The following is a 23,014-nucleotide window of genomic DNA, read 5'->3' as shown; positions in this document are numbered from 1 at the left end:
GAACCGACGGATCTCGTCGCCAGCCGCCGCGTACCTGGTGCTCAAGTGCCGCGGAGGGTGAACCCGTAGGGCAGCTCAAGACGGTGGCGGCGCAGCAGGTCGGGGTCGGCCAGCAGCTCGCGGGTCGGGCCGTCGGCGACCACCACGCCGTCGTCGATGACGATGCTGCGCGGGCACAGCTGCAGCGCGTACGGCAGGTCGTGGGTGACCATCAGGATCGTGCGGTCGAGCCCGAGCAGCACCTCGGCCAGCTCGCGGCGGGCCACCGGGTCCAGGTTGGACGACGGCTCGTCGAGCACCAGGATCTCCGGATCGCAGGCCAGCACGGTGGCCAGCGCGACGCGGCGGCGCTGCCCGCCGGACAGGTGCAGCGGGGAGCGGTCGGCGTGCTCGGCCATGCCGACCGCGTCGAGCGCGGCGTGGACCCGCTCGTCGAGCGCATCGCCGCGCACCCCGAAGTTGGCAGGCCCGAAGGCGACGTCGGCGCGCACGGTCGGCATGAACAGCTGGTCGTCGGGGTCCTGGAACACGATCCCGACCCGCCGCCGGATCTCGTGCAGGTTCGCCTTGGTCACCGGGAGGCCGCCGACCGCCACCGAGCCGTGGCCGGGGGTCAGGATGCCGTTGAGATGCAGCACGAGCGTGGTCTTGCCCGCACCGTTGGGGCCCAGCAGGGCGACCCGTTCACCGGCGGCGATGCTCAGGTCGATGCCGTGCAGGGCCTGCGTCCCGTCGGGGTAGGTGAAGGCCAGCCCGGACACCGCGAGCGAGAGCGGACGGACCGGCTCGGCGCCCGCGGCCACGGCCGGCTCCGGCGCACGCGTCACGCGATCACCCACCCGGTGCAGGCCAGCGCCGCGGCCACGGCGACCGGGGCGAGCCCGCGCAGCCAGTCGCGCCGGGTCGTCACCCGCTCGGCGAGCTGCGGCAGCTCACCGGTCCAGCCGCGCGAGAGCATCGCCAGATGCACCCGCTCGCCACGCTCGTAGGACCGGATGAACAGGCTGCCGACGCCGCGGGCGGTCGCGCCGACCTGCCAGAGGAACCGCGGATCGTGGCCACGCGCGATCCGGGCCAGGCGCATCCGGCGGGCCTCGGCGACGATGACATCGACATAGCGGAGCATCAGCGTCGCGATCGTGGTGACGAGAGCCGGGGCACGCAGCCGCTGCAGGCCGAGCAGCAGCTCCGGAAGCGGTGTGGTCGCGGCGAGGGTGAGCGAGGTCAGGACGCCGAGGGTGCCCTTGACGAGGATGTTCCAGGCGCCCAGCAGGCCGGGTTCGGACACCGACAACCCCAGCCAGTCGATGCGCGGGTCCGGGCCGGTGATCGGCAGCAGGACGGCGAGGACCACGAACGGGGTCTCGATGAGCGCGCGCCGGGACAGCCAGCCCGGTGGGATGCGGGCGATCGACCAGATGAGGGCGAGCAGCAGCAGGTAGCCGCCGAACACCGCGAACGCCTCGCGCGGCGTCGCGACCACGCAGACGACGCCGAGGAACGCCGCGACGACCTTCACCTCGGCCGGCAGACCGTGCACGGCCGAGGTGCGCGGCAGGTACAGGGGATGCGCGTGACCGGCGCCCACCGCAGGGTCAGTCCTCGCGGGTGGGCGGGTGCGGGCCGCGCCGCCGCAACACCCAGAACACCCCGCCGGCCAGCGCCAGGGTGGCCATGACGCCGATGACCCCGGCGAGGCCGACCGTTCCCTCGCCGCCGCGCACCGTGTAGTCCGCGAGCGGGCCCGCGGCGAGGGCGTGGCCCTGCGCGTTCTGCGCGATGCACTGCCCGTCGAGCTGCTCCCGGTCGGCGATCTCGGTGATCTGGCAGCCGTGCAGCGTGACGCTGTCGAGGCCGTCGGGGGACGAGCTGGCGAAGTAGGAGAGGACGCCGGCGACGAGCAGGGCCACGGCGAGGAAGCCGAGCAGGAACCCGGACCTGCGGGTGGTGCCCGCGCGGTTCATCGGGCGCTCCCCTCGGCGGCGCTTCCGGCGCCGGGCTTGAGCACCGGCGGTCGCTGTGTGCCGCGCAGCAGGTAGACCAGGTCGGGGCGGACGGCGGCCACCGCGCCGACGGTGGCGGCGGTGATGATGCCCTCGCCGATGCCGATCAGCGCGTGGAGCCCGACCATCAGGCCGAACACGGTGCCCAGCGGCGCGCCCGCGGCTCCGCCGATCGCGTACTCGGCGACGAAGCCCAGCGAGGCGACGACGGTGCTGGCGAAGGCGGCGAGGAACGCGGTCGCGAGCAGGCCGCCCCGGCCGCGCACCGCGAGTCCGCGCAGTCCCCGGGCCACGAGGTATCCGATGAACACCCCGAGCACGGCCATGTTGACGATGTTCATCCCCAGCGCGGTGATCCCGCCGTCGGCGAACAGGAGCGACTGCACGATCAGGACGATCGCGATGGCCACGCTGCCGACCCACGGGCCGACGAGGATCGCCACCAGCGCCCCGCCGAGCAGATGTCCGCTCGCGCCGGGCAGGATCGGAAAGTTGATCATCTGGACGGCGAACACGAACGCCGTGACCAGCCCGGCCATCGGGGCGGTGCGGTCGTCGAGGTCCGCGCGGGCCCGGGTCAGCGCGACGGCCAGCGCCAGCGCCGCGACGACGCCGAAGGCCAGCGCCGTCGGTACGTTCACCAGCCCGTCACTCATATGCATGGCGACGATCACGAATCGCTCCTCCCGCGATGCCGCCCCGCCGGGGCGCACACCCCAGTAAACACGACCTGGGTGCTATCGCAAATAGCCGGCGACAAGCGGACGGGTGCGGATGGAGAGGTACCGACTGCCCGATCAGTCAGGTGACTCGGCGGCGAGCCCCTTCTCCTCCTTGCGGGCGTTGAACCGAGAGATGGCGAACAGCGTCTGCCTGCGCGCCCGGCCGGCCGGGGCCAGCACCCGGCCGAGGGCGAGGTCAATCCCGCGGACCTGGTAGTAGGGCGACTCGCCGAGCTCCTCGATGAGCAGGCGCTGGTCTTCATAGATGGCCTGCTCGTTCTCGGCGGACACCGAGCCGCGGCCGATCCGGAACGCGGCCAGCGTCTCGGGAAGGCCGAGGAACTCGCCGTACTGCAGCAGCCGCAGCCACAGGTCGAGGTCCATGACGAAGCGCCGGTCGGCGCGCCAGCCGCCCGCGGCGAAGAAATGGTCGCGCCGGAACAACACACCGCCGGGTTCGCCGATAGGGTTCGCGCCGTTGCGCACGACCTTGCGGGCCACCTCGACGCTCGTGCGCACGCCCAGCAGGCCGCCGAGACCGCGCCGGGGGACGATCACCCGGCTCTGTTCGTCGACCATGTGGCGGCGCGCGGCGACGACGGCGAGCCCCGGGTCGGCCTCCATGGGCCCCACCTGGAACTCCAGGCAGCGCGGATGCAGCAGATCGTCGGCGCAGACGAGCTTGATCAGCGGGGCCCGGCACAGCTGGATCACCCGGTTCCAGTTGTCGGGCTGGGAGAGCAGCGTGGCGTTGCGCTCGACCCGGATCCGGGGGTCCGCGAACGAGTGGATGATCTCCAGGCTGGCGTCGGTGCTCGCGTTCTCCAGCAGCACGATCTCGAAGTCGCGGTAGGTCTGGTCGAGGACGCTGCGGATCGTCTCCGCCAGGAATCGCTCCCCGTTGTAGACCGGGATGCAGACGGACACGCTCGGTTGCGGCAACATCGCGCAACCCCCCTCTGTGCGCTCGGTGCCGGACGACACAGGGTCGACGTATGGCAGCTGTTCGCCGCCAAACCGTACTCGGCCGGACGATTGAACCGGCAATGGCCTCCGTACCGCCGCTCGGGGTATACGACGCGACCGTTCGGCGACGATCCGCGGTTACCGGGCGGTCGCGCCGACGCAAGGCCACCCCCTCGGGAGGGACGCTGGTCCGAACGGTGCGCCCGGACCGCAAAGATGATCACGTAACGGAGTGGGCCGGTCGGCAGATAACCCCCGTGATGGCGAATGTTGTAGGTGACGATCAGGCGCGGCGAGCGCGGCCCGGTTCCGGTGAGCGCGAGCGTCCGAGCGGTGCGGCGGTGGGGAGATCAGCGATGCGACGTCATGACCCGCGGGTGTCGGTGGTGGTTCCGACGCGGAATGAGGCGCGGAACCTCGAGGTGGTGTTGCCGGCGATCGCGGCGGTGCGGCCTGCGGTGCATGAGGTCATCGTCGTCGATGGGCATTCGGTGGACGGGACGGTGGAGACCGCGCGGCGGGTGCTGCCGTGGGCGCGGGTGATCACACAGACGCGCCGGGGCAAGGGCAACGCGATGGCGTGTGGATTCGCGGCGGCCACCGGTGATGTGCTGGTGATGTTCGATGCCGACGGGTCGGCGGATCCGGAGGAGATCCCGGCGTTCGTCGCGGCGTTGGTGGCGGGGGCGGATTTCGCCAAGGGCAGCCGGTTCGTGGCCGGTGGGGACAGCGAGGACATCACGTTGTTGCGCCGGTCCGGGAACGCGGGGCTCAACGGGGTGGCGAATGTGCTGTTCGGGACGGCGTACACGGATCTGTGTTACGGATACAACGCGTTCTGGGCGGACGTGCTGCCGGTGCTGGAGCTGCCGGAGGTGGCGGCGCCGGGGCCGGCCGAGGGGATGTTGTGGGGGGACGGGTTCGAGATCGAGACGGTGCTGAACTGCCGGGTGGCGGCCGCCGGGTTGCGGATCACCGAGGTGCCCTCGGTGGAGCGGCGGCGGATCTTCGGGGAGACGAATCTGCGCACGTTCGTGGACGGGGCGCGGGTGTTGCGGACGTTGCTCGCCGAGCGGCGGCGGGCGGATCGGCGGCGGGCGCAGTTGCTGGCCCGGGCGCGGGCGGCGCGCGCCGGGACCGCCGAACCGCAGCAGCCACCGGCCGCGTCCCGGATGCCACAGCGCAACCCGCTGCCGCCTACCCAGGCACCCGTCGGCGAGCGTGTCCTGGTCCCGACGCCCGCCGCCGGCATCCCCACCCTGCCGGCGGAACCGGGTCCGCCCCCCGCGCTGCGGCGCCCGTCGCCGAAGCCCCGTCCCCGTCACGATGGGTGACCTCGACCTCGAACGGGTCTGATGGCCGCCGCCCGCGTGGTGGAGGCGAATTGCCCGGCAACCCCCGCCCTACACTCTGAGCCGGGCCGGGTCCGTCGGGGCATCCGGCCGGCCCCCGAGTCCGGCGACGAACGGAGCGATCTGCAGTGAGCGTGCCCACCGCGGCCGAGCTGACCCGTGCGCGCACGGCACGGCGGGTGGTCGCGCTGCTCCTGGTCGTCGCGGGCATCGCGGCCTGTGTGCTGAGCCTGTTGACCGTCACCGGCGGCGTCGTCGGCGAGCTGCGCCTGCTGCTGACGATCAGCTTCCTGCTGCTCGGACCCGGCTGGGCCGCGGCGGGGTTCCTGCGTCGCGCACCCGCGGCGCACGTGTGGCTGCTCACGATCGGCACCGGCGTGGCCACGACGCTGCTGGCCGGCCAGATCATGGTGAGCTCCGGTTTCTGGCATCCGGCTGCGGCGCTGTACGTGATGACCGTGGTGAGCGTGCCGTTCCTGCTGCGGCACGCGGTGGTGGCACAGTGAGCACCGGCAGCGGCGGCCCGGCACGCGGTCGACCGACGAAACGACCGGCCCGGGTCACCCGGTGACGACATGGAAGCCGTCCGCCGGCAGGGCACCGGTCGGGGCCGCGGGCACGCCCGACCACGGCCGGCCGGCGGGTGATGATTCCCCGACCGTGCGGATCTCCGCGCGCGGGCGGCCGGTCGAGGACCTGCCGACCGAGATGCTCCCCGCGGTCGACCCCGGGAGATCCAGCGGCAACGGGGGCGTCGGCGACGGTCTCGCGCTCTCGCTGAGCGCCGCGCTCGGACCGATCGCCGGCCTCCTGAGCTGGGTGATCGCCGCGCGGGTCATGCCACAGGCGGAGTTCGGCCAGGCATCGGCCGTGGTGTCGGCGTTCATCCTCGTCGCGGGCGCCGCGCAGCTGAACCTCGGCGTCGGCATCCTGCGCTGGCTCCCGGGGTCGGGGCGACGCGCCGGGCGGCTGGTCTGGTCCAGCCTGCTGTTGATCATGCCGCTGTCCGGGCTGATCGGGCTCGTCTACGTGCTGGTCGTTCCGGAGCTGGCCCGCACCGCGGCCGGACCGGACGGCAGCCTCGCCCTCGGGGTTGTGCTGTTCGTGCTCGCCGCCGCCGGCTGGGGCGTCTTCGTCGTGCACGACTTCATCCTGGTCGCGATCGGCAAACCGTGGTGGGCGGTCTGGCGCAACGGGCTGTTCGCCGTGGTCCGCATCGGGCTGCTGGTCGCCCTCTGCGCCTATGCCGGGCTCGGAGCCCAGGGCGTGGTGCTGTCCTGGGTCGGGCCGATCGTGGTCTGGATCGCGGCGGGATCGGCCGTGATCTGGGCGCTGGTGCGCCGCTACGGCCGCCGCGCCCTGGGCGGTGTGCTGCCCGGCCGCCGCGAGGCGGCGCGCTTCCTCGGGCCGACCGCGATCTCCCAGATCGGGACCACGCTGCTGTACAACCAGGTCACGCTGCTGGTGATCCTGCGCTACGGCCCCGAGACGGGCGCGGCGTTCTTCGTCGCCTGGCAGGCGGTGACCGTCATCGACATCGGGGCCACCTTCTTCATGAACTCGCTAGCCATCCACGTGGCCCGGGAGCCACACCGGCTGCCCGAGCTGGCCGCCGCCGCCCGCCGCCGGTTGCTGCTCCTCTTCCTTCCGGTGCTGGGACTGGGCGCGCTGCTCGCCCACCCGGTTCTGTCGATCTTCGGAGAGGGCTATGCCGAGGTCAGTACGATCCTTCAACTGCTGCTGCTCGGTCTGGCGTTCCGCCTCGTCGTCGCGCACGAGCTGGGGGTGCGCCAGGCCGCGGGCAGGGCGATGCAGTACGCCACGCTGCAGCTGGTCAGCACCCTGCTGGTGCTGTTGGTCGTCATCGTGATTCCGGTCCGCGACGGCAGCCCCGACCAGGCGCTGCTCCCGATCGCGATCGGCTATGTCGCTGTCCAGGTCATTTGCGCGGTCGGCGTCCGGATCCGGCGCCAGACCAAGCTGGAGGTTCGCCCGTGAGTGGGCTCGCAGGGCCATCGTTTCACCCAGCGTCGCAGCGGCGGCCGAGGAGTGCCCGGAGGGAGGGGCCATGACATCCACCGGCACCCGCTCCCCCGGCGATGGCCAGCGCCACGGCGACCTCGACCCGCCGACCACGCTGATCCCCGTCACCCCGCCGGCCGAGGCCCCGACGACGGCCCTGCCGGTGCAGCCGCCGAACCAGCCGGTTCCGCCGCCGAGCCGCCCGCAGGCGCAGGACACCGCCCCGGTGGCGGGGTGGTGGCGCTGGCTCTCCCCGGTACTGGCGGCGCTCGCCCTGCTGCTGCTGCCCGTCGCCGCGGCCACCACCGACCTCGACGCCCTCGACGGCTGGGGCCTGGCCAAGATTCTTCCGCCCGCGGCATGGGCGTCGCTCGCCCTGGCCGTCGCGGCGTGCGTCGCCGAGCTGTGGTCGCCACGTCCGCGCATCCCCATGCTGGGCGTCGCCACCGCCGTGCTCATCCTGTGCAGCGTCGGCATGCCCTCGGTCGTGCAACCCACCGCGCGGTTCACCACCGCCTGGCTGCTGGCCGGTTTCACCGACGCGATCGCAGGCACCGGTGTCCCGCCGACCGGTATCGACGCGCGCTTCTTCTGGCCTGCGTTCTTCGCCCAGTGGGCCTTCTTCCGGGACGCGGGCGGGGCGACCCAGCTGGACGAGGTGCTGCGCTGGTTCCCGCCCGTGGTCGTGGGCGTGTGGGCGATCGGCGTGTACGCGCTGGCCCGATCGATGCTCGGCGGCACCCGGACGCCGTGGGTGGCGGCGTGGCTGTTCGTCGGCCTGAACTGGATCGAACAGGACTACTACTCCCCGCAGGCCACCGGCATCGTGCTGCTGCTGACCGTGCTCACGTTCTGCCTCGGCCCGCTGGCCACCCGGCGGACCGACGCGGCGGGGGTTCCGAGCTGGCCCGCCGCCCATCCCGACGCACCCAAGCTGCCGCTGCTGCGCCGCTGGGCCGTCGCCGCGATGACCCCGCCGAACCGCCCGACGCTGCCGCCGCGCCAGCTGTTGCTCATCTACTTCTGCGCGGCGCTGTGCCTGCTGGCCGTCGCGCCCGCGCACCAGCTCACCCCGTTCGCGATCATCGGCCAGCTGGCTGTGCTCGCCGTCGTCGGCCGGTTCCGCGGCCGCGGGCTGGTGATCGTCGCGGTGCTGGCCGTCATGGTCTATTTCCTCATCGCGGCCCGCGACTTCTGGATGACCCAGCTCAGCCTCATCACCGGCAGCGGTGATGAGGAGGGCGCGCTGCAGGCCGGGATCGCCGACCGGCTCACCGGCGACACCGGCCAGGTCGTCGTCAAGCTGCTGCGCATCGCCGTGCCCGGCCTGACCTGGCTGCTCGCCATCGCCGGTGCCTGGGTCTACTGGCGACGCCGCCGTGATCTGGTGCCGATCGCGCTGGCCGCGGTGCCCATGGCCTTCGCGGCGCAGGGCTACGGCGGCGAGGTGTTCCTGCGCATCGTGCTCTACGGGCTGCCGATCCTGACGATCCTGGGTACCGACGCGCTGCGTTCGCTGGTGCGCCGCAACCGGGCGTGGGAAAAGGTGCTCGCGGTCGGCATGCTCGTCACCTTCGGCACGCTGGTGCTCATCCGCGGCGGCAACGACGCCTACATGCTCGTCACGCCCGAGGACGTCACGATGACCCGCCAGGTGTATGCCGAGGCGCCGCCGGGCAGCAAGGTCATGCCGCTGAGCAACGTCGGCCCGTACGGCCTGGAGGGGATCGGCGAGTACCACCGCGGCTCGAACGTCGACGGCTGTGTCCACCTGGCCAACGACCCGCTGCGCTGCATCGACGAGGAACTGCCCGACTACCTGCTGATCTACCCGTCGATCGAGAACGAGGGCGTGTACCTGAACGACAAGCCGCCCGGCTGGTCCCAGCAGCTGGTCCAGGAGCTGGTCGCGACCGGCAACTACGTGGTGCAGTACCAGCACGGCTTCAACGCCGTGCTGGTCAAGCGCGGCATGCCCGGGTGGAACACGCCGCTGGGCGGTGATCTGCCGTGAGCGGGGCCGGTTGGGTCTGGACGACGTTCGGGGTGCTGCTCGCGCTGATGGCCGCGCGGGCCTGGGTCGTGGAGACCGGCTACCGCAGGCTCGGCCGCACGCCGGTGAAGGTGCAGGTCCTGACCGGTGCTGTCGCGGTGGTGCTGGTCGGGCTCGTCGTCCTGCTCGCCGCGAACGGCGGGCTGCAGCTGGCCGACATGCTGATCAACGGCCAGGACACCACCGCGGCGACGGACCCGGCCGCCCCGGGAGACCAGGCGCCGCCCGCTCCCGACGCCCCTGGACCCGGCGCCCCGCCCCCTGCCGCACCCGGCGCCTGAGCAGCGCCGGCCCACCCCGACGGCGCCCGCCCTGCCCGGTTCGTGACCAGCGGCGGCGAGGCCTGGCCGAGGGAGTGTGCCCGATCAGCGCGGAACGCCGACGGCGACGTACTTGATCTCGAGGAACTCCTCGATCCCGACCGAGCCGCCCTCGCGTCCCAGACCGGACTGCTTGACCCCGCCGAACGGCGCGGCGGGGTTGGACACCAGCCCGGTGTTGAGCCCCACCATGCCGCTCTCCAGCCCCTCGCAGACCCGCAGCGCCCGGTTGAGGTCGTCGGTGAACACGTAGTTGACCAGGCCGAACTCGGTGGCGTTGGCCGCGGCGAGCGCCTCGTCCTCGTCGTCGAACACGCTGATCGGCGCGACCGGCCCGAAGATCTCCTCGTGGTTGAGTCGCGACTGCTGCGGCACGTCGGTGAGCACGGTCGGCCGGTAGAAGTAGCCGGGCCCGTCCACCGGCTCCCCGCCGACCTGCACGGAGGCCCCGTGCGCGACGGCGTCGGAGACGAGGTCGACGACCTTCGCCAACCCCTTGGCGTCGATCAGCGGGCCGACCTGCACACCGTCCTCGGTGCCGCGCCCGACCTGCAGCGCGCCCATCCGCTCGGCGAGCTTCGCGGCGAACGCCGGGGCGACCGAACGCTGCACCAGGAACCGGTTGGCCGCCGTGCACGCCTCACCCATGTTGCGCATCTTGGCGAGCAGCGCGCCGTCGACCGCGGCGTCGAGGTCGGCGTCGTCGAACACGAGGAACGACGCGTTGCCGCCCAGCTCCATCGACGTCCGCAGCACCTTCTCGGACGCCTGTTCGAGCAGCTTGCGGCCCACCGCGGTGGACCCGGTGAACGAGATCTTGCGGGCCCGGCCGTCGCGGATCAGCGGCTCCATCACCCCGCCGGCGTCGCTGGTGGTGATGATGTTGAGGACGCCGTCGGGCAGCCCGGCCTCCTGCAGGATGGAGCCCAGCGCCAGCATCGACAGCGGGGTCTGTCCGGCCGGTTTGATCACCATCGCGCATCCGGCCGCGACCGCCGGTCCGATCTTGCGGGTGCCCATCGCCAGCGGGAAGTTCCACGGGGTGATCAACAGGCATACCCCGACCGGTTGTTTCATCACCAGGAACCGGTTGGCGCCGTTGGGGGAGACGGCGTAACCGCCGTCGATCCGGACCGACTCCTCGGCGAACCAGCGGAAGAACTCGGCGGCGTAGGTGATCTCGGCGCGGGACTCGGCGAGCGGCTTGCCCATCTCGCACGTCATCAGCAACGCGAGGTCGTCGAGCCGTTCGGTGATCATCTCGTAGGACCGGCGGAGGATCTCCCCGCGTTCGCGCGGGGGCATCGCGGCGAAGCCGTCCTGGGCGGCGGTGGCGGCCGCGAGGGCGTCCATGCCGTCCTCGGGCCCGGCGTCGGCGACCTCGCAGAGCGCCTTGCCGGTGGCCGGATCCTCCACCGGGACCGTCCTGCCGGACGCCGCCGCCCGCCACCGGCCACCGATCAGCAGGTCCTTGGGGGCTCCGTCGAGCACGGCCTGCTCACGGTCGGAATCAGTCATGCCGCGATGCTGCCACCGCGTCCGGTCGCGTGCAGCCCCCGAAGCCCCGCGGGGTGCCGGCGATACCGAGAGCAGGGGCGGGGAGGCGAAGATGGGCCCGTGACCGAAACGCTGCCGAGGCTGCCCACGCTGGTGCCGCCACCGATCGAGCTGCCCGAACGGGCCGCCGCACTGCGGGCGGAGGTCCGGACGTTCCTTGCCGGGGAACGGGCTGCGGGCGCCTGGCATCCGCGGGCCGATGTCTGGCTCTCCGGCTGGGACGAGCGCTTCTCCACGGAGCTGGCCAAGCGCGGCTGGCTGGGCATGACGATCCCGGCCGAGTACGGGGGGCATGGCCGCACCGCGCTGGACCGGTACGTGGTCACCGAGGAGCTGCTCGCCGCCGGGGCGCCGGTCGCGGCGCACTGGGTGGCCGACCGGCAGATCGGGCCGTCGCTGATGCGGTTCGGCACCGAGGAGCAGCGGCAGCGGTTCCTGCCGGGCATCGCGCGCGGCGAGGTGTACTTCGGTATCGGCATGTCCGAGCCCGACTCGGGCTCGGACCTGGCGTCGGTGCGCAGCCGCGCGGAGCCGGTCGACGGCGGGTGGTCGCTGACCGGCACGAAGGTGTGGACCTCCGGTGCGCACCGCGCGCATGCGTTCTTCGCGCTGGTGCGCACCTCGCCCCGGGATGAGCGCAATCGGCACGCGGGCCTGTCCCAGCTGATCGTCGAGCTCGATGCGCCGGGGGTGACGATTCGCCCCATCCCGCTGCTCACCGGGGCGCACCACTTCAACGAGGTGGTCCTCAACCGGGTTTTCGTGCCCGACGCGATGGTGCTGGGTGAGATCGGCGCGGGCTGGCACCAGGTGACCAGCGAGCTGGCGTTCGAGCGGTCCGGTCCGGAGCGGTTCCTCTCGACGTTCCCGCTGCTGGTCGCGCTGGTCGGCGAGCTCGCCGGAACCGAGTTGGACCGGGGCCGCCGGCAGGCGCTGGGCGGGCTGGTGGCCCGGTTGTGGACGCTGCGCCGGATGTCGCTGGCGGTGGCGGGCTCGCTGGAGTCCGGGCTGGCGCCGGAGCTGGCGGCCGCGCTGGTGAAGGATCTGGGCACCCGCTACGAGAACGAGGTGATCGACGCTGCGCGGCTGCTGGTGTCGATGCCGCCGGATCCGGGCGCCGAGCACGGCTATGCGCGGTTGCTGGCCGATGCGGTGTTGCACGCCCCGGGTTTCACGCTGCGCGGGGGGACGAACGAGGTGCTGCGCGGGATCGTGGCGCGGGGATTGGGGCTGCGGTGAGGAACGAGCCGAGCATGCGGGGTGAGCACCGGCACGAGCTGCGCGAGCTCGCAGAGACGATCTTCGCCGATGCTCGGTCGCGGGCGTCCGCGTCGGAGACCGGGTTCGACGCCGGACTGTGGACGACCCTGGAACAGGCCGGACTCGCCCGGCTGACGTTGCCGGAGGCCGCGGGCGGCAGCGGCGGCTCGCTGACCGATCTGGCGGTCGTGCTCGAGGCGGCCGGGGCGTATGCGGCGCGGGTGCCGCTGGTCGAGACCGATCTGCTGGCCGGGTGGCTGGCGCACGCCGCGGGGCTGGAGGTGCCGGCCGGGCCGCTCACCGCGGCCACCGCCGAGCTCACGATCCAGCCCACCGGCGACGGGGCCACCGTCTCGGGCACGCTGCCGCGGGTGCCGTGGGCACGGGCGGCCACCGCGATCGTGGTGCTGGCCGGCGACCGTGTGCTGGTGCTCCCGCCGGCAGCGGTGGAGATCACCGAGGGCAGCAACGTCGCCGAGGAGCCCCGCGACACCGTGACCGTCGCCGACGTGACGCTCGGCCCGGGCGCGGTGGCCGCGGCACCCGACGGTGCGACGGCCCGGTTGGGGCTGCGCGCCGCGCTCGGCCGGACGCTGCTGCTGGCCGGTGCGGCCCGAGGCGCTCTCGCGGAGTCGGTGCGCTATGCGGGGGAGCGCGTCCAGTTCGGACGTCCGATCGGGAGGTTCCAGGCGATCCAGCAGCAGCTCGCGCTGGCCGCCGCCGAGGTGGCCGCAGTGGCGGCCGCGTCGGCCGCCGCGGCCCGTACCGCGGCGGCCGACGGGTTCGGTGCCGACACCACCGCGTTCGCCGTCGCCGCGGCGAAGGCGCGGGCGAGCGAGGCGGCCGGCGTCGTCGCGCGGATCGCGCATCAGGTGCACGGCGCGATCGGGTTCACCCGCGAACACGCGCTGCGGCTGGTCACGACGCGGCTGTGGGCCTGGCGCGACGAGGACGGCAGCGAGGCGAGCTGGAACGACGAGCTCGGCGCCCGGGCGCTCGCCGCGGGCGGGGAGGGTCTGTGGCCACTGGTGACGGGCGCGCCGTGACTCACCCGAGGGGCTTTGTGGGTGATCGCACACACATCGTGGTGCCCGCACACCCATTCGGTCGCCTGTGTGAGCACCACGACGCGTGTGTGAGCACGCCACGACACCGAGGCCGCGGCGGCGCGGAGCCGATCCGTCCGGTACCGGTCGCTCTTTGCCGTCCGGGCCGCGATCGTGCGGACCGGGCGAACGGGACACTGTCCGTATGGCACCCACCTCGGACGTCGTCTCGACGAGGCTCGCGGCGTTCCTCGCCGACCTCGACCGGGCGACGCCGTATCTGGTGCTCGACCCCGACGTCGTCGCGGCCCGGTACGGGGAGCTGACCGCCGCGTTCCCGGGCGCCCAGGTGCTGTACGCGGTGAAGGCCTGCCCCGAGCCCGCGGTGCTGCGCACGCTCGCCGCGCTCGGCGCCGGGTTCGACGTCGCGAGCCTGCCGGAGATCCGGCTGTGCCTCGACGCGGGCGCCGACCCGGCGGTCCTCTGCCTCGGTAACCCCGTCCGCGGTCCGGAGACGACCGCGGCCGCGCACGCCGCCGGGATCCGCCGCTTCGTCACCGACAGCCGCGAGGACCTCGCCGATCTGGCTCGGCACGCGCCGGGCGCCTCGGTGCTGGTTCGCGTGCTGGTCGACGACGGGGGCTCGGCCACCCCGTTCTTCGGCAAGTTCGGCGCGCTGCCCGCGGAGGCGGCGGAGTTGCTGCGCCGCGCCGGTGCCGTGGGTCTGCGTGCCGCCGGGGTGACCTTCCACGCAGGGTCGCAGCAGGTCCGGCCCGCCGCTTACGCCCGCGCGGTGCGGATCGCGCTGCGGGTGGCCGGGGCGGGCGGGCTGCGCCGCCCGGTGCTGGACATCGGGGGCGGGCTGCCGGTGGGCTATCGCAGCACGGTCCGCCCGCCCGCGGAGTTCGGCCGCGTCGTCGACGAGGCGGTGGCCGGGGTGGTCCGCGCGGGCGTCGTCGATGGGGCGGAGCTCGTGTTGGAGCCGGGCCGAGCCCTGGTCGCCGAGGCGGGGGTGCTGCGGACCCGGGTGCTGCGGGTGTCGCGGCGCCCGGGGGTGGATCACCGGCGTTGGGTCTACCTCGACGCCGGCCGCTACCAGGGCCTCGCCGAGACCGAGGGCGAGGCGATCGACTACCCGCTGCGGGTGCCGGGGCGGTCCGGTCCGCGGGGTCCGGTGGTGCTGGCCGGCCCGACCTGCGACGGCGACGACGTCCTCTACCGGCGCAGGTCGTATGCGCTGCCGTTGACGCTGCGCGCCGGTGACCACGTCGACCTGCTGCACACGGGCGCCTACACCGCCTCCTACGCCTCGGTCGGGTTCAACGGGTTCCCCCCGCTCCCGGTGCACGTCACCTGACCCGGTGAGTGCGTAACAGTGTTCTAACACTGTTACGCACTCACGGGGGTAGGCTGCCGGCACGTGTCCAGAACGCTCCCTCTCCCCATCGGACGGCACGTGCTCGCCGAGCTCACCGGTGTCGACCCGGCCGTCCTCGACGACGTCGAGGCGCTGCGCACAGCCCTGACCGACGCGCTGGTCGCTGCCGGGGCCCAGGTCCGCAAGGTGGTCGCCGAGGTGTTCGCTCCGCAGGGGGCCACGCTCGTGGCGCTGCTCGCCGAGTCGCACGCCTCGATACACACCTGGCCCGAGCACGGCACCGCCCAGGTCGACGTGTTCACCTGCGGCGAGCATGCCGACCCCGAGCTCGCGGTCCGGCTGCTGGCCGGCGCGCTCGGCGCCGCGGACATCCGCCTCGACACCGTCGAACGCGGGGGCCCGCCGCGTACGCTCACCGAGCCGATCAGCCCGGGGCTCGTGCGGCGCTGGGAACTCGGGCGGGTGCACCACCGGGCCAGGACGCCCTACCAGCAGGTGCTCATCGCCGACACCGCGCACGGCGTCACCCTGTTCTGCGACGACGAGCGGCAGAGCGCGGCGGCGACGCAGCTGGTCTACCACGAGGCCCTGTTCGTCCCGGCCGTCCTGCTCGTGAAGCGGTGCGAGCGGGTACTGGTGATCGGGTCGAGCGAGGGTGTGGTGAGCGAGCTGGCCGTCGCCGCGGGAGCCCGCCACGTCGATCACGTCGATATCGACCCGGACTGCGTGCGGGCGTGCGCGCGGCATCTGCCCTACGGCTACACCCCGGACGCGCTCGCCGCCGCGGAGCGCCACGACGGCCCGGTGCACGTGCACTACGGAGACGGGCGGCAGTGGGTGGAACACACCGGCGAGCGTTACGACGTCATCGTCGTCGACCTGCCCGACGAGCGGCCCGATGAGCCGGATGCGCAGCTCAACCGGCTCTATGCGGCCGATTTCCTGGGCCGATGTCGGGATCGGCTGGTGCCCGGCGGCGTGCTGGTGTCCCAGGCCGGCAATCCGGCGCTGTGGCGGGCGGACACGCTTCGGGCGGCCTGGCGGCGCTTCCGCGAGGTCTTCGGCGCGGACGGCGTGGTGTATCTGGGGAGTGACGAGCACGAGTGGTCGTTCCTGTTCGGCTGCCCGGCACCGCCGCCGGACCCGGTGGCCGTGATGCGCGAGCGGCTGGCCGGGCTGGCGTTCCGGCCCGTCTCGATCGACACGATGACGCTGCAGAGCCGGACCGTGCCGCCGATATCGATACGGGAAGACCGTTTTTTCCCGATCCACCCTTTTCGACACCCCTGACGTCCAATACCGGATTCGCTCGCTGCTGCACCGTTCTCGGGAGATCTCCGATCTGGCGGTGAAGTGATATTGCTAGGGTCCGCTTCGTGCAGGTGGGCGAGACGACGACTCCGATTCCCCAACAATCCGTCCCGGATTCCGTTTCTCGACACCGTCGAATTCCGTGGCTGCGCGGCTGGCGGGCTCCGGTGCATCGGGACGGGCTCGCCCTGGTGCTCAGCTCCGCGCTCACCTCGGGCGTGGGGCTGCTCTACTGGGTCGTCGTCGCGCGACTGTTCCCGCCGGAGGTCGTCGGTGTCAACCAGGTCGCGCTGTCGACGATGATGCTGCTCGGCGGCGTCTCGCACCTCAACCTGACCTACGCGTTGCTGCGCTTCGTCCCGGTCGCGGGCCGGGCCTCGCGGCGGCTCGTGGTCGCCGGCTATCTCGTCACGGCGCTGATCGCCTCGCTGGTCGGTGGCGTGTTCGCACTCGGCGCCCGGATCTGGGCGCCGCAGCTCCTCGAGGCGGTCGGCCAGCTGAACCTGCTCGTGTTCTTCATGCTCGCGACGCCGGTGTGGGCGATCTTCACCGTCCAGGACTACGTCCTCACCGGCATCCGGAAGGCGACGATCGTTCCACTGGAGAACCTCTCGTTCTCGCTGCTGAAGATCGTCCTGCTCGCGCTGGCCGCCTGGTTCACGGTGCAGGGTGGCATCGCGGTCTCCTGGGTCGCCGCGACCGCGGTGGTCGTCCTCGGGGTGAATCTCTGGCTGCTGCTGTGGGCCCTGCCCGCGCACGGCCGGGAGAACGCCGGCAAGGCCGTCCCGATCACCCTGGGCTCCATCGCGACCTATCTGCGGGCCGACTACGCGGGAGCGGTGTTCTGGCAGGCCGCGATCACGGGGCTGCCGGTCCTCGTGCTCGCCCGGCTCGGCCCCGGGGCGGCGGCGACCTACGGGATCGTCTGGCAGATCGGGATGGCGCTCTACCTGGTGGCCTCGGGCATGGGGCAGTCGATGGTCGCGCACACCGCCACCGACCCCGGCGGGCTCGAGGCGGCTCACAAAGCCCTGGTGACCAAGGCCCTGACCCTGATCGTCCCGGTCGTCGCGGTCCTGGTGCTCGCCGGCCCGGTGGCCCTGTCGATCTTCGGCCCGCACTATGTCGAGTTCGGTACCGGCGCGCTGGTACTGATCGCCTTGTCCGCCGTGCCCAATGTGATCACCGCCGCCACGGTCAGCTCGGCGCGGGTGCGGCAGCGGATGGGCGTGTTGTTCGCGGTCCCGGCGACCATCGCGACGATCGTCATCGTGCTGTCCTGGGCGCTCACGCCCTATCTGGGGATCACCGGGGTGGCGCTGGCCTGGCTGATCGGGCAGACCATCGTCGCCGGAGTCATCCTCGTCGTCACCGCCCCCTGGCTGCCGCCGCTGCTGGCCACCCGCATCGACGCCCTGCGCAGCGCCGCCCTGCTGCGCCGGGTCGGCCCGGACGCGGTGCTCACCGCCGGGGTGGACGACCCGGACCGCTGGGTGCTGCGCGAGCGGCTCGCCGGCGGGTCCGAGTCGGTCGTCGTCAGCGTGCAGCCGCAGGATGGGCCGGGTGCCCTGCTCAAGGCCTGCGACACCGTCCGCAGCGCGGCCGGGCTGCGCCGGCAGACCGAGGTGCTCGCCGCGTTGCACAGCGACGAGCGCATCGCCCACTGGGCCGTGCTGATCCCCAGGATCCTCGGCGCGGGCGACGTCGGGGGCAGCTACTGCGTCATGGAGTCGCGGATGCCGGGCGAGCCCGGCATGGCTGCGCTGCACGACCCGGCGCGGCGGCGGCTGTTCACCGCCAGCGCGATCAGCACGATCAGCGAGCTGCACCGGTGCACGTCGACCACGCTCGTGACGGGCGACGACCAGCTCCGCCGCTGGGTGCACGACCCGATGGACATCGTGCTCGACGCGCTGCCCCGGAACCTGCGCAGCAGCGCCTGCCGGATCGCCGACGAACTCGACCGGCGCCTCCGCGGCCGCCCACGGCCGTCGGATGGACGCACGGGGACTACGGCCCGGTCAACGTGCTGACCAGACCGGACGGCCGGATCTCGGCCGTCGTGGATTGGTGCGAAGCGGACGAGCACGGCCTCCCGGTACTCGATGTGCTCGTCTTCCTCCAGCTGTCGCAGGTGATCGCCGACGGCGAGGAGCTGGGGCCGATGGTGTTGCGCCGGCTGGAGCAGCCGCTGCCGCCGGGCGCGCAGCTGCTGGCCCGCGCGCAGCGGACGCTCGGCGGCGAGCCACTCGACTCACCCACGCTGGCCGTGCTGGGCTGGCTGCAGCACGTCAGCAAGACGATGGCCAAGTCGCGGGAGTACGCGGCCAACCCGGTCTGGAACCGGCGCAACCTGCGCGCGGTGGTGCGCGGCGCGGCGACGTCCTACGCGGCGGCCGGCCAGGCAGGACGCGGTCACACCGGGGCATAGCCGGGGTCACCGCCGCGTTCAGCCTCACCCGATGGCCCAGCCTCACCCGATGGCCGCGCCGAGGGCCAGCCCCAGCAGGTAGGTCACCGCCGCGGCGGCGGCGCCGATCGCGAGCTGGCGCAGGGCGCGGCGCAGCGGCGGCCCCCCGGACAGCAGCGCAACGGTACCGCCGGTGAGCATCAGCGCGATCCCGGTCAGCACCGCCGACACGATCACGGCGGACCCACCCGTGACGCCGAACAGGAACGGCAGCACCGGTACCACGGCGCCCAGTGCGAAGAACAGGAAGCTGGACGCCGCCGCGCGGATCCCCGACCCGACGACCTCACTGCCGTCGCCGCCGGCCTTCCGGGGGGGCGGATCGGGATGCGGGCGGCGCAGGACGGCATCCGCGTGCCGCTCCGCCTCCTCAGGTGGCATCCCCCGGGCTCGATACACCAGCGCGAGCTCGTTGGCGTCGACGTCCAGCTCGGGAACGAGCGATCTCGTCGACTCGTCGGGCTGCGCCGCGTCCAGCAGTTCGCGTTGCGAGCTGACCGAGACGTACTCGCCCGCGGCCATCGACAACGCCCCCGCGAGCAGCCCGGCCAATCCGGTCAACACCACGGTCCGGCCGGTCGCCCCGCCCCCGATCACCCCGAGGACCAGCGCGACGTTGCTCACCAATCCGTCGCTGGCCCCGAAGACCGCGGCGCGCAGGGTCCCGGACATCCGTGCCCGGCCCCGGGCGGCCAGCCCGCGCACCACCTCGCCGTGGATCCGTTCGTCGGCCGCCATCGCCGGCAAGGCGTCGACATCGGGCTGGTAGAGCCGGGTCTCGGCCTGCTGCATCAGCGCCAGCACGAACACCCAGCCGAACCGCCGGGCGAGGCTGGCCAGCAGCCGCATCCGCAGCGAGCCCCGCCGCGGCCGCCCGACCTGCTCACCGAGCAGGCCTTCCCAGTGTGCGGCGTGACGCCCCTCGGCGTCGGCAAGGCCGAGCAGGATCTCGCGCTCCTCGCCGTCACGGCGGGAGGCCAGCTCGCGGTAGACCCTGGCCTCCTCGCGCTCGTCGGCCAGCTGGCGTCGCCACCGCCGGATCGTCGCGGGTGATGGATTCGGCGCGGACCTGGCTTGCTGATCTCCCACGGTCGGCATCCTCCCAGGGTGGTCCGGTGGTCAGGGTGCGCGCCGGTCGGGCAGGGCGGCGCGGCGGCGACGGCCGAACCGGCCGAGGGCGGCGACGGCGCGCGGGGGCAGGCCGGCGAGCAGGCCGCGCTGCGGGACGCCGCGCACCTCCTCCGGCCCGGCTCCGACCTCCGCGAGCACGTCGTTGGCCGCCAGCACCCCGGCCGCCGCGGCCCGCTCCATCAGCCCGCAGACGAACGGGAGCTCGACGAAGTCGCCGGCGACCCGCACCCCGCGGGCGTCGGTGCGCACCCCGGGCCGCAGGCCCGCCGAACCGGGTGGGAAGGCCGGCGCGACGGCCTCCATCCGCTGCTGCAGATGCACCAGGGGGGTCTGCGCGGTCTCGGGCCACAGCGCGGCGAGCTCGGCGCGCATCCGCGTGGTGGCGGTGTCGGCGTCGGGCGCGTCGCAGGAGTACGAGTGCAGTTCCACGACCGCACCTCCGGTGCGGGCCGCCCAGTCGGCCGACGGCTGTTCCAGACGCGAGTAGACGGTGATCGAGTCGAGGGTCGGTTCCCGGCTCACCGCGCTGAACGTCGCCCGCTGCGCCGCCACGTCGCGTCCCAGCCACAGCCGGGTGACCGCGTACGGCGGTGCCACCCGCAGCGCCGCGGCCTGCGCGGCGAGCCGGGGCGCCGCCGCCGCGGCGGCCGGGGAGGCGGCCAGGACCGCACGCAGCGCGCCAGGGTCGAGCGCCAGGACGACGTGCCGGGTCGTCAGCTGGGAGCCGTCGGCGAGCGCGAGCCGCCACCGCGCATCCGCGGGGGCGAGCGAGACGAGCGCGGTGCCCGGCCGCACCCGGGCTCCCCTGGCCCGCAGGTAGCGGGCGAACGGGTCCCAGATGCAGCTGAGGTGGTCGGTGCCGGGCGCGTCGAAGCCGATGCCCTCGGGATTGCCGAGGAAGTAGTAGTGGAACATCGCGATCAGCTCGGCGGCCGACAGGCCGTCGGCCCCGGAGAAGAAGGACCGGGCGAACGCCTCGAACAGCATGGCCCGCGCCCGGTCCGACACCCCCAGACCGGCCAGGAAGTCGGCGGCGCTGAGGTGGTCGAAGGCCGGTGTGGTGCGGCCGCGTTCGAAGGTGAGCAGTTCGGTGCCGAGGGCGACGTCGGCGTCGCGCAGGTCGCGCACGGTGAGGCTGGGGGAGCGGGCGAACAGCGCGAGCAGGTTGAACGGCGGCGCGGCGGGCAGTCCGGTGAGGTCCTCCGGCGGCCAGCGCCGCGAGATCACCGGGTAGCCGCCGATCGGGCGCAGGAAGCCGAGCTCGGGATCGATCCGGCGCAGCACGGCACGCCAGGTGTAGTAGTGCCGGAAGAACGCGTGGAACCCGTGCTCGACGATCTGTTCGGTGCCGTCGGGCAGGGTGTGCGGCCAGGCGCCCAGCCGTCCGCCGAGGGTGGGTTTGGCCTCCAGCAGGGTGGTCGCCACGCCCCGCTCGGCCAGGATCGTCGCGGCGCTGATCCCGGCCACACCGGCCCCGACGACCACGGCCTCCGTCCCCGCCGGGGCCTCCCGCGCCACGGTGGGGTCGGCCGGCACCAGTACCCGAGGTCGCATCCGCAGCGGCGCCGCTCGGCCGATCAGCTGGTTCACGGCCCGAGCCTAGGTGCGCCGCGCCGCCGGCCCGGACACGGTGGCCGGGAGGGGCCTGCGCCGCACGGGTGTCCCCTGGGAGACACGCAGATCCAGCGACTCGCCCGCGGAAACACCGCGGCTCGCGGGCGCTCGGTGGTCAGGCCTCGGTGGTCAGGCCTCGGTGGTCAGGCAGAGCCTCGGTCGTCGGGGTGCAGCTGGGGGGCGTTGACCCCGCAGTGGGCGCAGCGTTCGATCGGCAGCCGCTGGGCCGGCGGCTCGCCGCCGAACGACACCCTGAGCGCCGCGAAGGCGATCGCGGCCGCGGCGACGAGCAGCCCCGCCCCGATCAGCATGGCGGTCCGGAACCCCGGGTCGAACGTGGCCGGGTCGGAGTAGCTGGCCCCGGTGATCCCGGCCAGGCCCGGGATCACCGCGACGGCGAGCAACCCGGCCGCCCTGGCGACCGCGTTGTTGACCCCGGACGCGGCGCCGGCGTGCCGTTCGGCGGCCGCGTCGAGCACGGTCGCGGTGAGCGGGGCGACGATCAGCGCCAGCCCGGCCCCGAACACCCCCACGGCGGGCAGCACGTCGGCGAGCCAGGTCGAGCCCGGCCCGATCCGGCGCATCAGCAGCAGTCCGGTGGCGCCGATCAACGATCCGACGGCCAGCGGCAGCCGCGGCCCGAGCCGCTGGGCCAGCGCGCCGACCCGCGCCGAGAACAGCAGCATGATCACGGTGATCGGCAGCAGCGCCGCGCCGGCCTGCAGCGGGGTGAACCCGGAGACGGTCTGCAGTTGGAGCACGAGCAGCACGAACACGACGCCCAGCGCGCCGTAGATCAGCAGCGTGACGACGTTCGCGGCGGTGAAGACCGGGTTGACGAACAGCTCCGTCGGGATCAGCGGATGCCGGGAGCGTCGCTCGACCAGCACCAACGCGGCGAGCCCCAGCAGTCCGACGGCAAGGGCGGCGAGCAGCGCCGGGGTGGCCCCGCCGCCGATCCCGGTGAGCGACCAGGTGAGCGCGGCCAGCCCGAGCACGGCGAGCGCGGTGCCCGACACGTCCAGGCCCGGTACGGCCTGTGGATCGCGGGTCTCCGGCACGTGCCGCAGCGCCACCACGATCACCAGCGCGGCGAGTGGCAGGTTGATGAGGAAGACCAGTCGCCAGCTCCACTCCACGAGCCAGCCGCCCAGAAACGGCCCGATCGCCGCGCCGAGCCCGCCCAGCCCCGACCATGCCCCGACGGCTGCCGCCCGGTCGCCGGGCCGGAAGGACGCGGAGATGATCGCGAGGCTGCCCGGGGTGAGCAGTGCGCCGCCGACGCCCTGCAGCGCCCTGGCCGCCACCAGCGCCTCGATGTTCGGGGCGATGCCGCAGATCAGTGACGCCAGCGCGAACCACACCACACCGGTCACGAAGACCCGGCGGCGACCGAAGCGGTCGCCGAGCGACCCGCCCAGCAGGATCAGCGAGGCAAGGGTGAGCGCGTAGGCGTTCACCGTCCACTGCAGGCCGCTGAACCCCCCGCCGAGGTCGCGGCCGATACGCTCCAGGGCGACGTTGACCACCGTCGAGTCGAGCATGGCCATGCTCGACCCGAGGACGGTGGCCAGCAGCACCCAACGGCCCGAGGACGTGCCCATCCGCAGTGGTTGCGGGCCCGGCGCGGCCATGGTGGCCAGGGTAGGGCCGGCCGGCGTCGGCCCGCCGGGCGGCCGCCCGATGCGCGCCGCGGACGTCGCCGGCCGGCCATCGCCCTGGGGCGCACCCCGCGTGGCCGGTCCATCACCGTATGGTCGCGAGGTCGTTGATCGGTCAAACGACGCTGATCAGTTGGGACGGCGCGGG

Annotated in this window: 20 protein-coding genes and 1 pseudogene; 12 read left to right on the top strand and 9 right to left on the bottom strand. The window is 73.4% G+C overall.

Annotated features, from left to right (window positions below; all coding sequences use genetic code 11):
* Positions 1–41: 41 nt before the first annotated feature.
* From G567_RS0110410 to G567_RS28025, 5 genes are all read right to left on the bottom strand, one after another.
* Positions 42–803: an energy-coupling factor ABC transporter ATP-binding protein gene (locus tag G567_RS0110410; protein ID WP_028929941.1), complete on the bottom strand. Its 762-nt coding sequence runs from the start codon at positions 801–803 to the stop codon at positions 42–44.
* A 20-nt stretch (positions 804–823) separates the two neighbouring features.
* A complete protein-coding gene (gene cbiQ / locus G567_RS0110405) occupies positions 824–1,588 on the bottom strand; it encodes a cobalt ECF transporter T component CbiQ (protein ID WP_028929940.1) in 765 nt (254 codons plus the stop codon).
* A 7-nt stretch (positions 1,589–1,595) separates the two neighbouring features.
* Positions 1,596–1,964, bottom strand: a complete 369-nt coding sequence (locus tag G567_RS0110400) for a PDGLE domain-containing protein (RefSeq protein WP_028929939.1) — start codon at positions 1,962–1,964, stop codon at positions 1,596–1,598.
* Complete coding sequence (locus tag G567_RS0110395) at positions 1,961–2,665, bottom strand: energy-coupling factor ABC transporter permease (RefSeq protein WP_028929938.1); 705 nt, start codon at positions 2,663–2,665, stop codon at positions 1,961–1,963. The genes G567_RS0110400 and G567_RS0110395 overlap by 4 nt, the downstream gene beginning before the upstream one ends.
* 135 nt (positions 2,666–2,800) lie before the next feature.
* Positions 2,801–3,670 (bottom strand): glycosyltransferase, encoded by an 870-nt coding sequence (locus tag G567_RS28025; RefSeq protein WP_037056722.1) that lies wholly within the window; start codon positions 3,668–3,670, stop codon positions 2,801–2,803.
* Positions 3,671–4,047: 377 nt separating this feature from the next.
* Here G567_RS28025 and G567_RS28020 point away from each other — a divergent pair, with 377 nt between their 5' ends.
* From G567_RS28020 to G567_RS0110365, 5 genes are all read left to right on the top strand, one after another.
* Positions 4,048–5,025: a glycosyltransferase family 2 protein gene (locus G567_RS28020; protein WP_245585616.1), complete on the top strand. Its 978-nt coding sequence runs from the start codon at positions 4,048–4,050 to the stop codon at positions 5,023–5,025.
* A gap of 146 nt (positions 5,026–5,171) precedes the next feature.
* A complete protein-coding gene (locus tag G567_RS0110380; RefSeq protein ID WP_028929937.1) occupies positions 5,172–5,549 on the top strand; it encodes a hypothetical protein in 378 nt (125 codons plus the stop codon).
* A gap of 154 nt (positions 5,550–5,703) precedes the next feature.
* Positions 5,704–7,041 carry a lipopolysaccharide biosynthesis protein gene (locus G567_RS0110375; protein ID WP_154667138.1) on the top strand — a complete coding sequence of 446 codons (1,338 nt, stop codon included), beginning with the start codon at positions 5,704–5,706 and terminating at the stop codon, positions 7,039–7,041.
* A 70-nt stretch (positions 7,042–7,111) separates the two neighbouring features.
* Positions 7,112–9,079, top strand: a complete 1,968-nt coding sequence (locus G567_RS0110370) for a hypothetical protein (protein WP_028929935.1) — start codon at positions 7,112–7,114, stop codon at positions 9,077–9,079.
* Positions 9,076–9,399, top strand: a complete 324-nt coding sequence (locus G567_RS0110365) for a hypothetical protein (protein ID WP_028929934.1) — start codon at positions 9,076–9,078, stop codon at positions 9,397–9,399. Before G567_RS0110370 ends, G567_RS0110365 begins: the two co-directional genes overlap by 4 nt.
* A gap of 84 nt (positions 9,400–9,483) precedes the next feature.
* On the opposite strand, the gene G567_RS0110360 is transcribed toward G567_RS0110365, so the two are convergent.
* A complete protein-coding gene (locus G567_RS0110360; RefSeq protein ID WP_028929933.1) occupies positions 9,484–10,956 on the bottom strand; it encodes an NAD-dependent succinate-semialdehyde dehydrogenase in 1,473 nt (490 codons plus the stop codon).
* A gap of 99 nt (positions 10,957–11,055) precedes the next feature.
* Between G567_RS0110360 and G567_RS0110355 the strand changes: the two genes are divergently transcribed.
* From G567_RS0110355 to G567_RS34095, 7 genes and pseudogenes are all read left to right on the top strand, one after another.
* Positions 11,056–12,234, top strand: coding sequence for an acyl-CoA dehydrogenase family protein (locus tag G567_RS0110355; RefSeq protein ID WP_245585615.1), 1,179 nt, complete (start codon positions 11,056–11,058; stop codon positions 12,232–12,234).
* A gap of 14 nt (positions 12,235–12,248) precedes the next feature.
* Positions 12,249–13,301, top strand: coding sequence for an acyl-CoA dehydrogenase family protein (locus G567_RS0110350; protein ID WP_028929931.1), 1,053 nt, complete (start codon positions 12,249–12,251; stop codon positions 13,299–13,301).
* A 205-nt stretch (positions 13,302–13,506) separates the two neighbouring features.
* Complete coding sequence (locus G567_RS0110345) at positions 13,507–14,658, top strand: type III PLP-dependent enzyme (protein WP_028929930.1); 1,152 nt, start codon at positions 13,507–13,509, stop codon at positions 14,656–14,658.
* Positions 14,659–14,721: 63 nt separating this feature from the next.
* Positions 14,722–15,075 (top strand): annotated as a pseudogene (speD, locus tag G567_RS36140) (adenosylmethionine decarboxylase); the annotation flags it as partial.
* Positions 15,076–15,117: 42 nt separating this feature from the next.
* Complete coding sequence (locus G567_RS31965; protein WP_342662918.1) at positions 15,118–15,969, top strand: spermidine synthase; 852 nt, start codon at positions 15,118–15,120, stop codon at positions 15,967–15,969.
* 188 nt (positions 15,970–16,157) lie between these two features.
* Positions 16,158–18,023, top strand: a complete 1,866-nt coding sequence (locus G567_RS34100) for an oligosaccharide flippase family protein (RefSeq protein ID WP_028929929.1) — start codon at positions 16,158–16,160, stop codon at positions 18,021–18,023.
* The gene (locus G567_RS34095) at positions 18,017–18,421 is read left to right on the top strand and encodes a hypothetical protein (RefSeq protein WP_028929928.1); all 405 of its coding nucleotides are present in this window, start codon (positions 18,017–18,019) and stop codon (positions 18,419–18,421) included. The genes G567_RS34100 and G567_RS34095 overlap by 7 nt, the downstream gene beginning before the upstream one ends.
* 42 nt (positions 18,422–18,463) lie before the next feature.
* Here the strand turns inward: G567_RS34095 and G567_RS0110325 are convergent, their stop codons facing one another.
* From G567_RS0110325 to G567_RS0110315, 3 genes are all read right to left on the bottom strand, one after another.
* Positions 18,464–19,558 carry a VIT1/CCC1 transporter family protein gene (locus G567_RS0110325; protein WP_037056720.1) on the bottom strand — a complete coding sequence of 365 codons (1,095 nt, stop codon included), beginning with the start codon at positions 19,556–19,558 and terminating at the stop codon, positions 18,464–18,466.
* 21 nt (positions 19,559–19,579) lie between these two features.
* Positions 19,580–21,181 (bottom strand): FAD-dependent oxidoreductase, encoded by a 1,602-nt coding sequence (locus G567_RS28010; RefSeq protein ID WP_245585614.1) that lies wholly within the window; start codon positions 21,179–21,181, stop codon positions 19,580–19,582.
* A gap of 167 nt (positions 21,182–21,348) precedes the next feature.
* Entirely contained in the window at positions 21,349–22,839 is a 1,491-nt protein-coding gene (locus tag G567_RS0110315) for an MFS transporter (RefSeq protein WP_028929926.1), read from the bottom strand.
* Positions 22,840–23,014 lie beyond the last annotated feature (175 nt).

Source organism: Pseudonocardia asaccharolytica DSM 44247 = NBRC 16224 (assembly GCF_000423625.1).
Taxonomy (GTDB): Bacteria; Actinomycetota; Actinomycetes; order Mycobacteriales; family Pseudonocardiaceae; genus Pseudonocardia; species Pseudonocardia asaccharolytica.
The sequence above is the reverse complement of the archived record's forward strand: the minus strand, read 5'-3'. Positions and strand labels throughout refer to the sequence as shown.

Excerpts from the sequence above, each read along its gene's own strand:
- G567_RS0110400 (WP_028929939.1), bottom strand. The coding sequence starts at position 1,964 with ATGAACCGCGCGGGCACCACCCGCAGGTCCGGGTTCCTGCTCGGCTTC.
- G567_RS0110395 (WP_028929938.1), bottom strand. The coding sequence starts at position 2,665 with ATGCATATGAGTGACGGGCTGGTGAACGTACCGACGGCGCTGGCCTTC.
- G567_RS28025 (WP_037056722.1), bottom strand. The coding sequence starts at position 3,670 with ATGTTGCCGCAACCGAGCGTGTCCGTCTGCATCCCGGTCTACAACGGG.
- G567_RS28020 (WP_245585616.1), top strand. The coding sequence starts at position 4,048 with ATGCGACGTCATGACCCGCGGGTGTCGGTGGTGGTTCCGACGCGGAAT.
- G567_RS0110370 (WP_028929935.1), top strand. The coding sequence starts at position 7,112 with ATGACATCCACCGGCACCCGCTCCCCCGGCGATGGCCAGCGCCACGGC.
- G567_RS0110360 (WP_028929933.1), bottom strand. The coding sequence starts at position 10,956 with ATGACTGATTCCGACCGTGAGCAGGCCGTGCTCGACGGAGCCCCCAAG.
- G567_RS0110350 (WP_028929931.1), top strand. The coding sequence starts at position 12,249 with ATGCGGGGTGAGCACCGGCACGAGCTGCGCGAGCTCGCAGAGACGATC.
- G567_RS0110345 (WP_028929930.1), top strand. The coding sequence starts at position 13,507 with ATGGCACCCACCTCGGACGTCGTCTCGACGAGGCTCGCGGCGTTCCTC.
- G567_RS0110325 (WP_037056720.1), bottom strand. The coding sequence starts at position 19,558 with ATGCCGACCGTGGGAGATCAGCAAGCCAGGTCCGCGCCGAATCCATCA.
- G567_RS0110315 (WP_028929926.1), bottom strand. The coding sequence starts at position 22,839 with ATGGCCGCGCCGGGCCCGCAACCACTGCGGATGGGCACGTCCTCGGGC.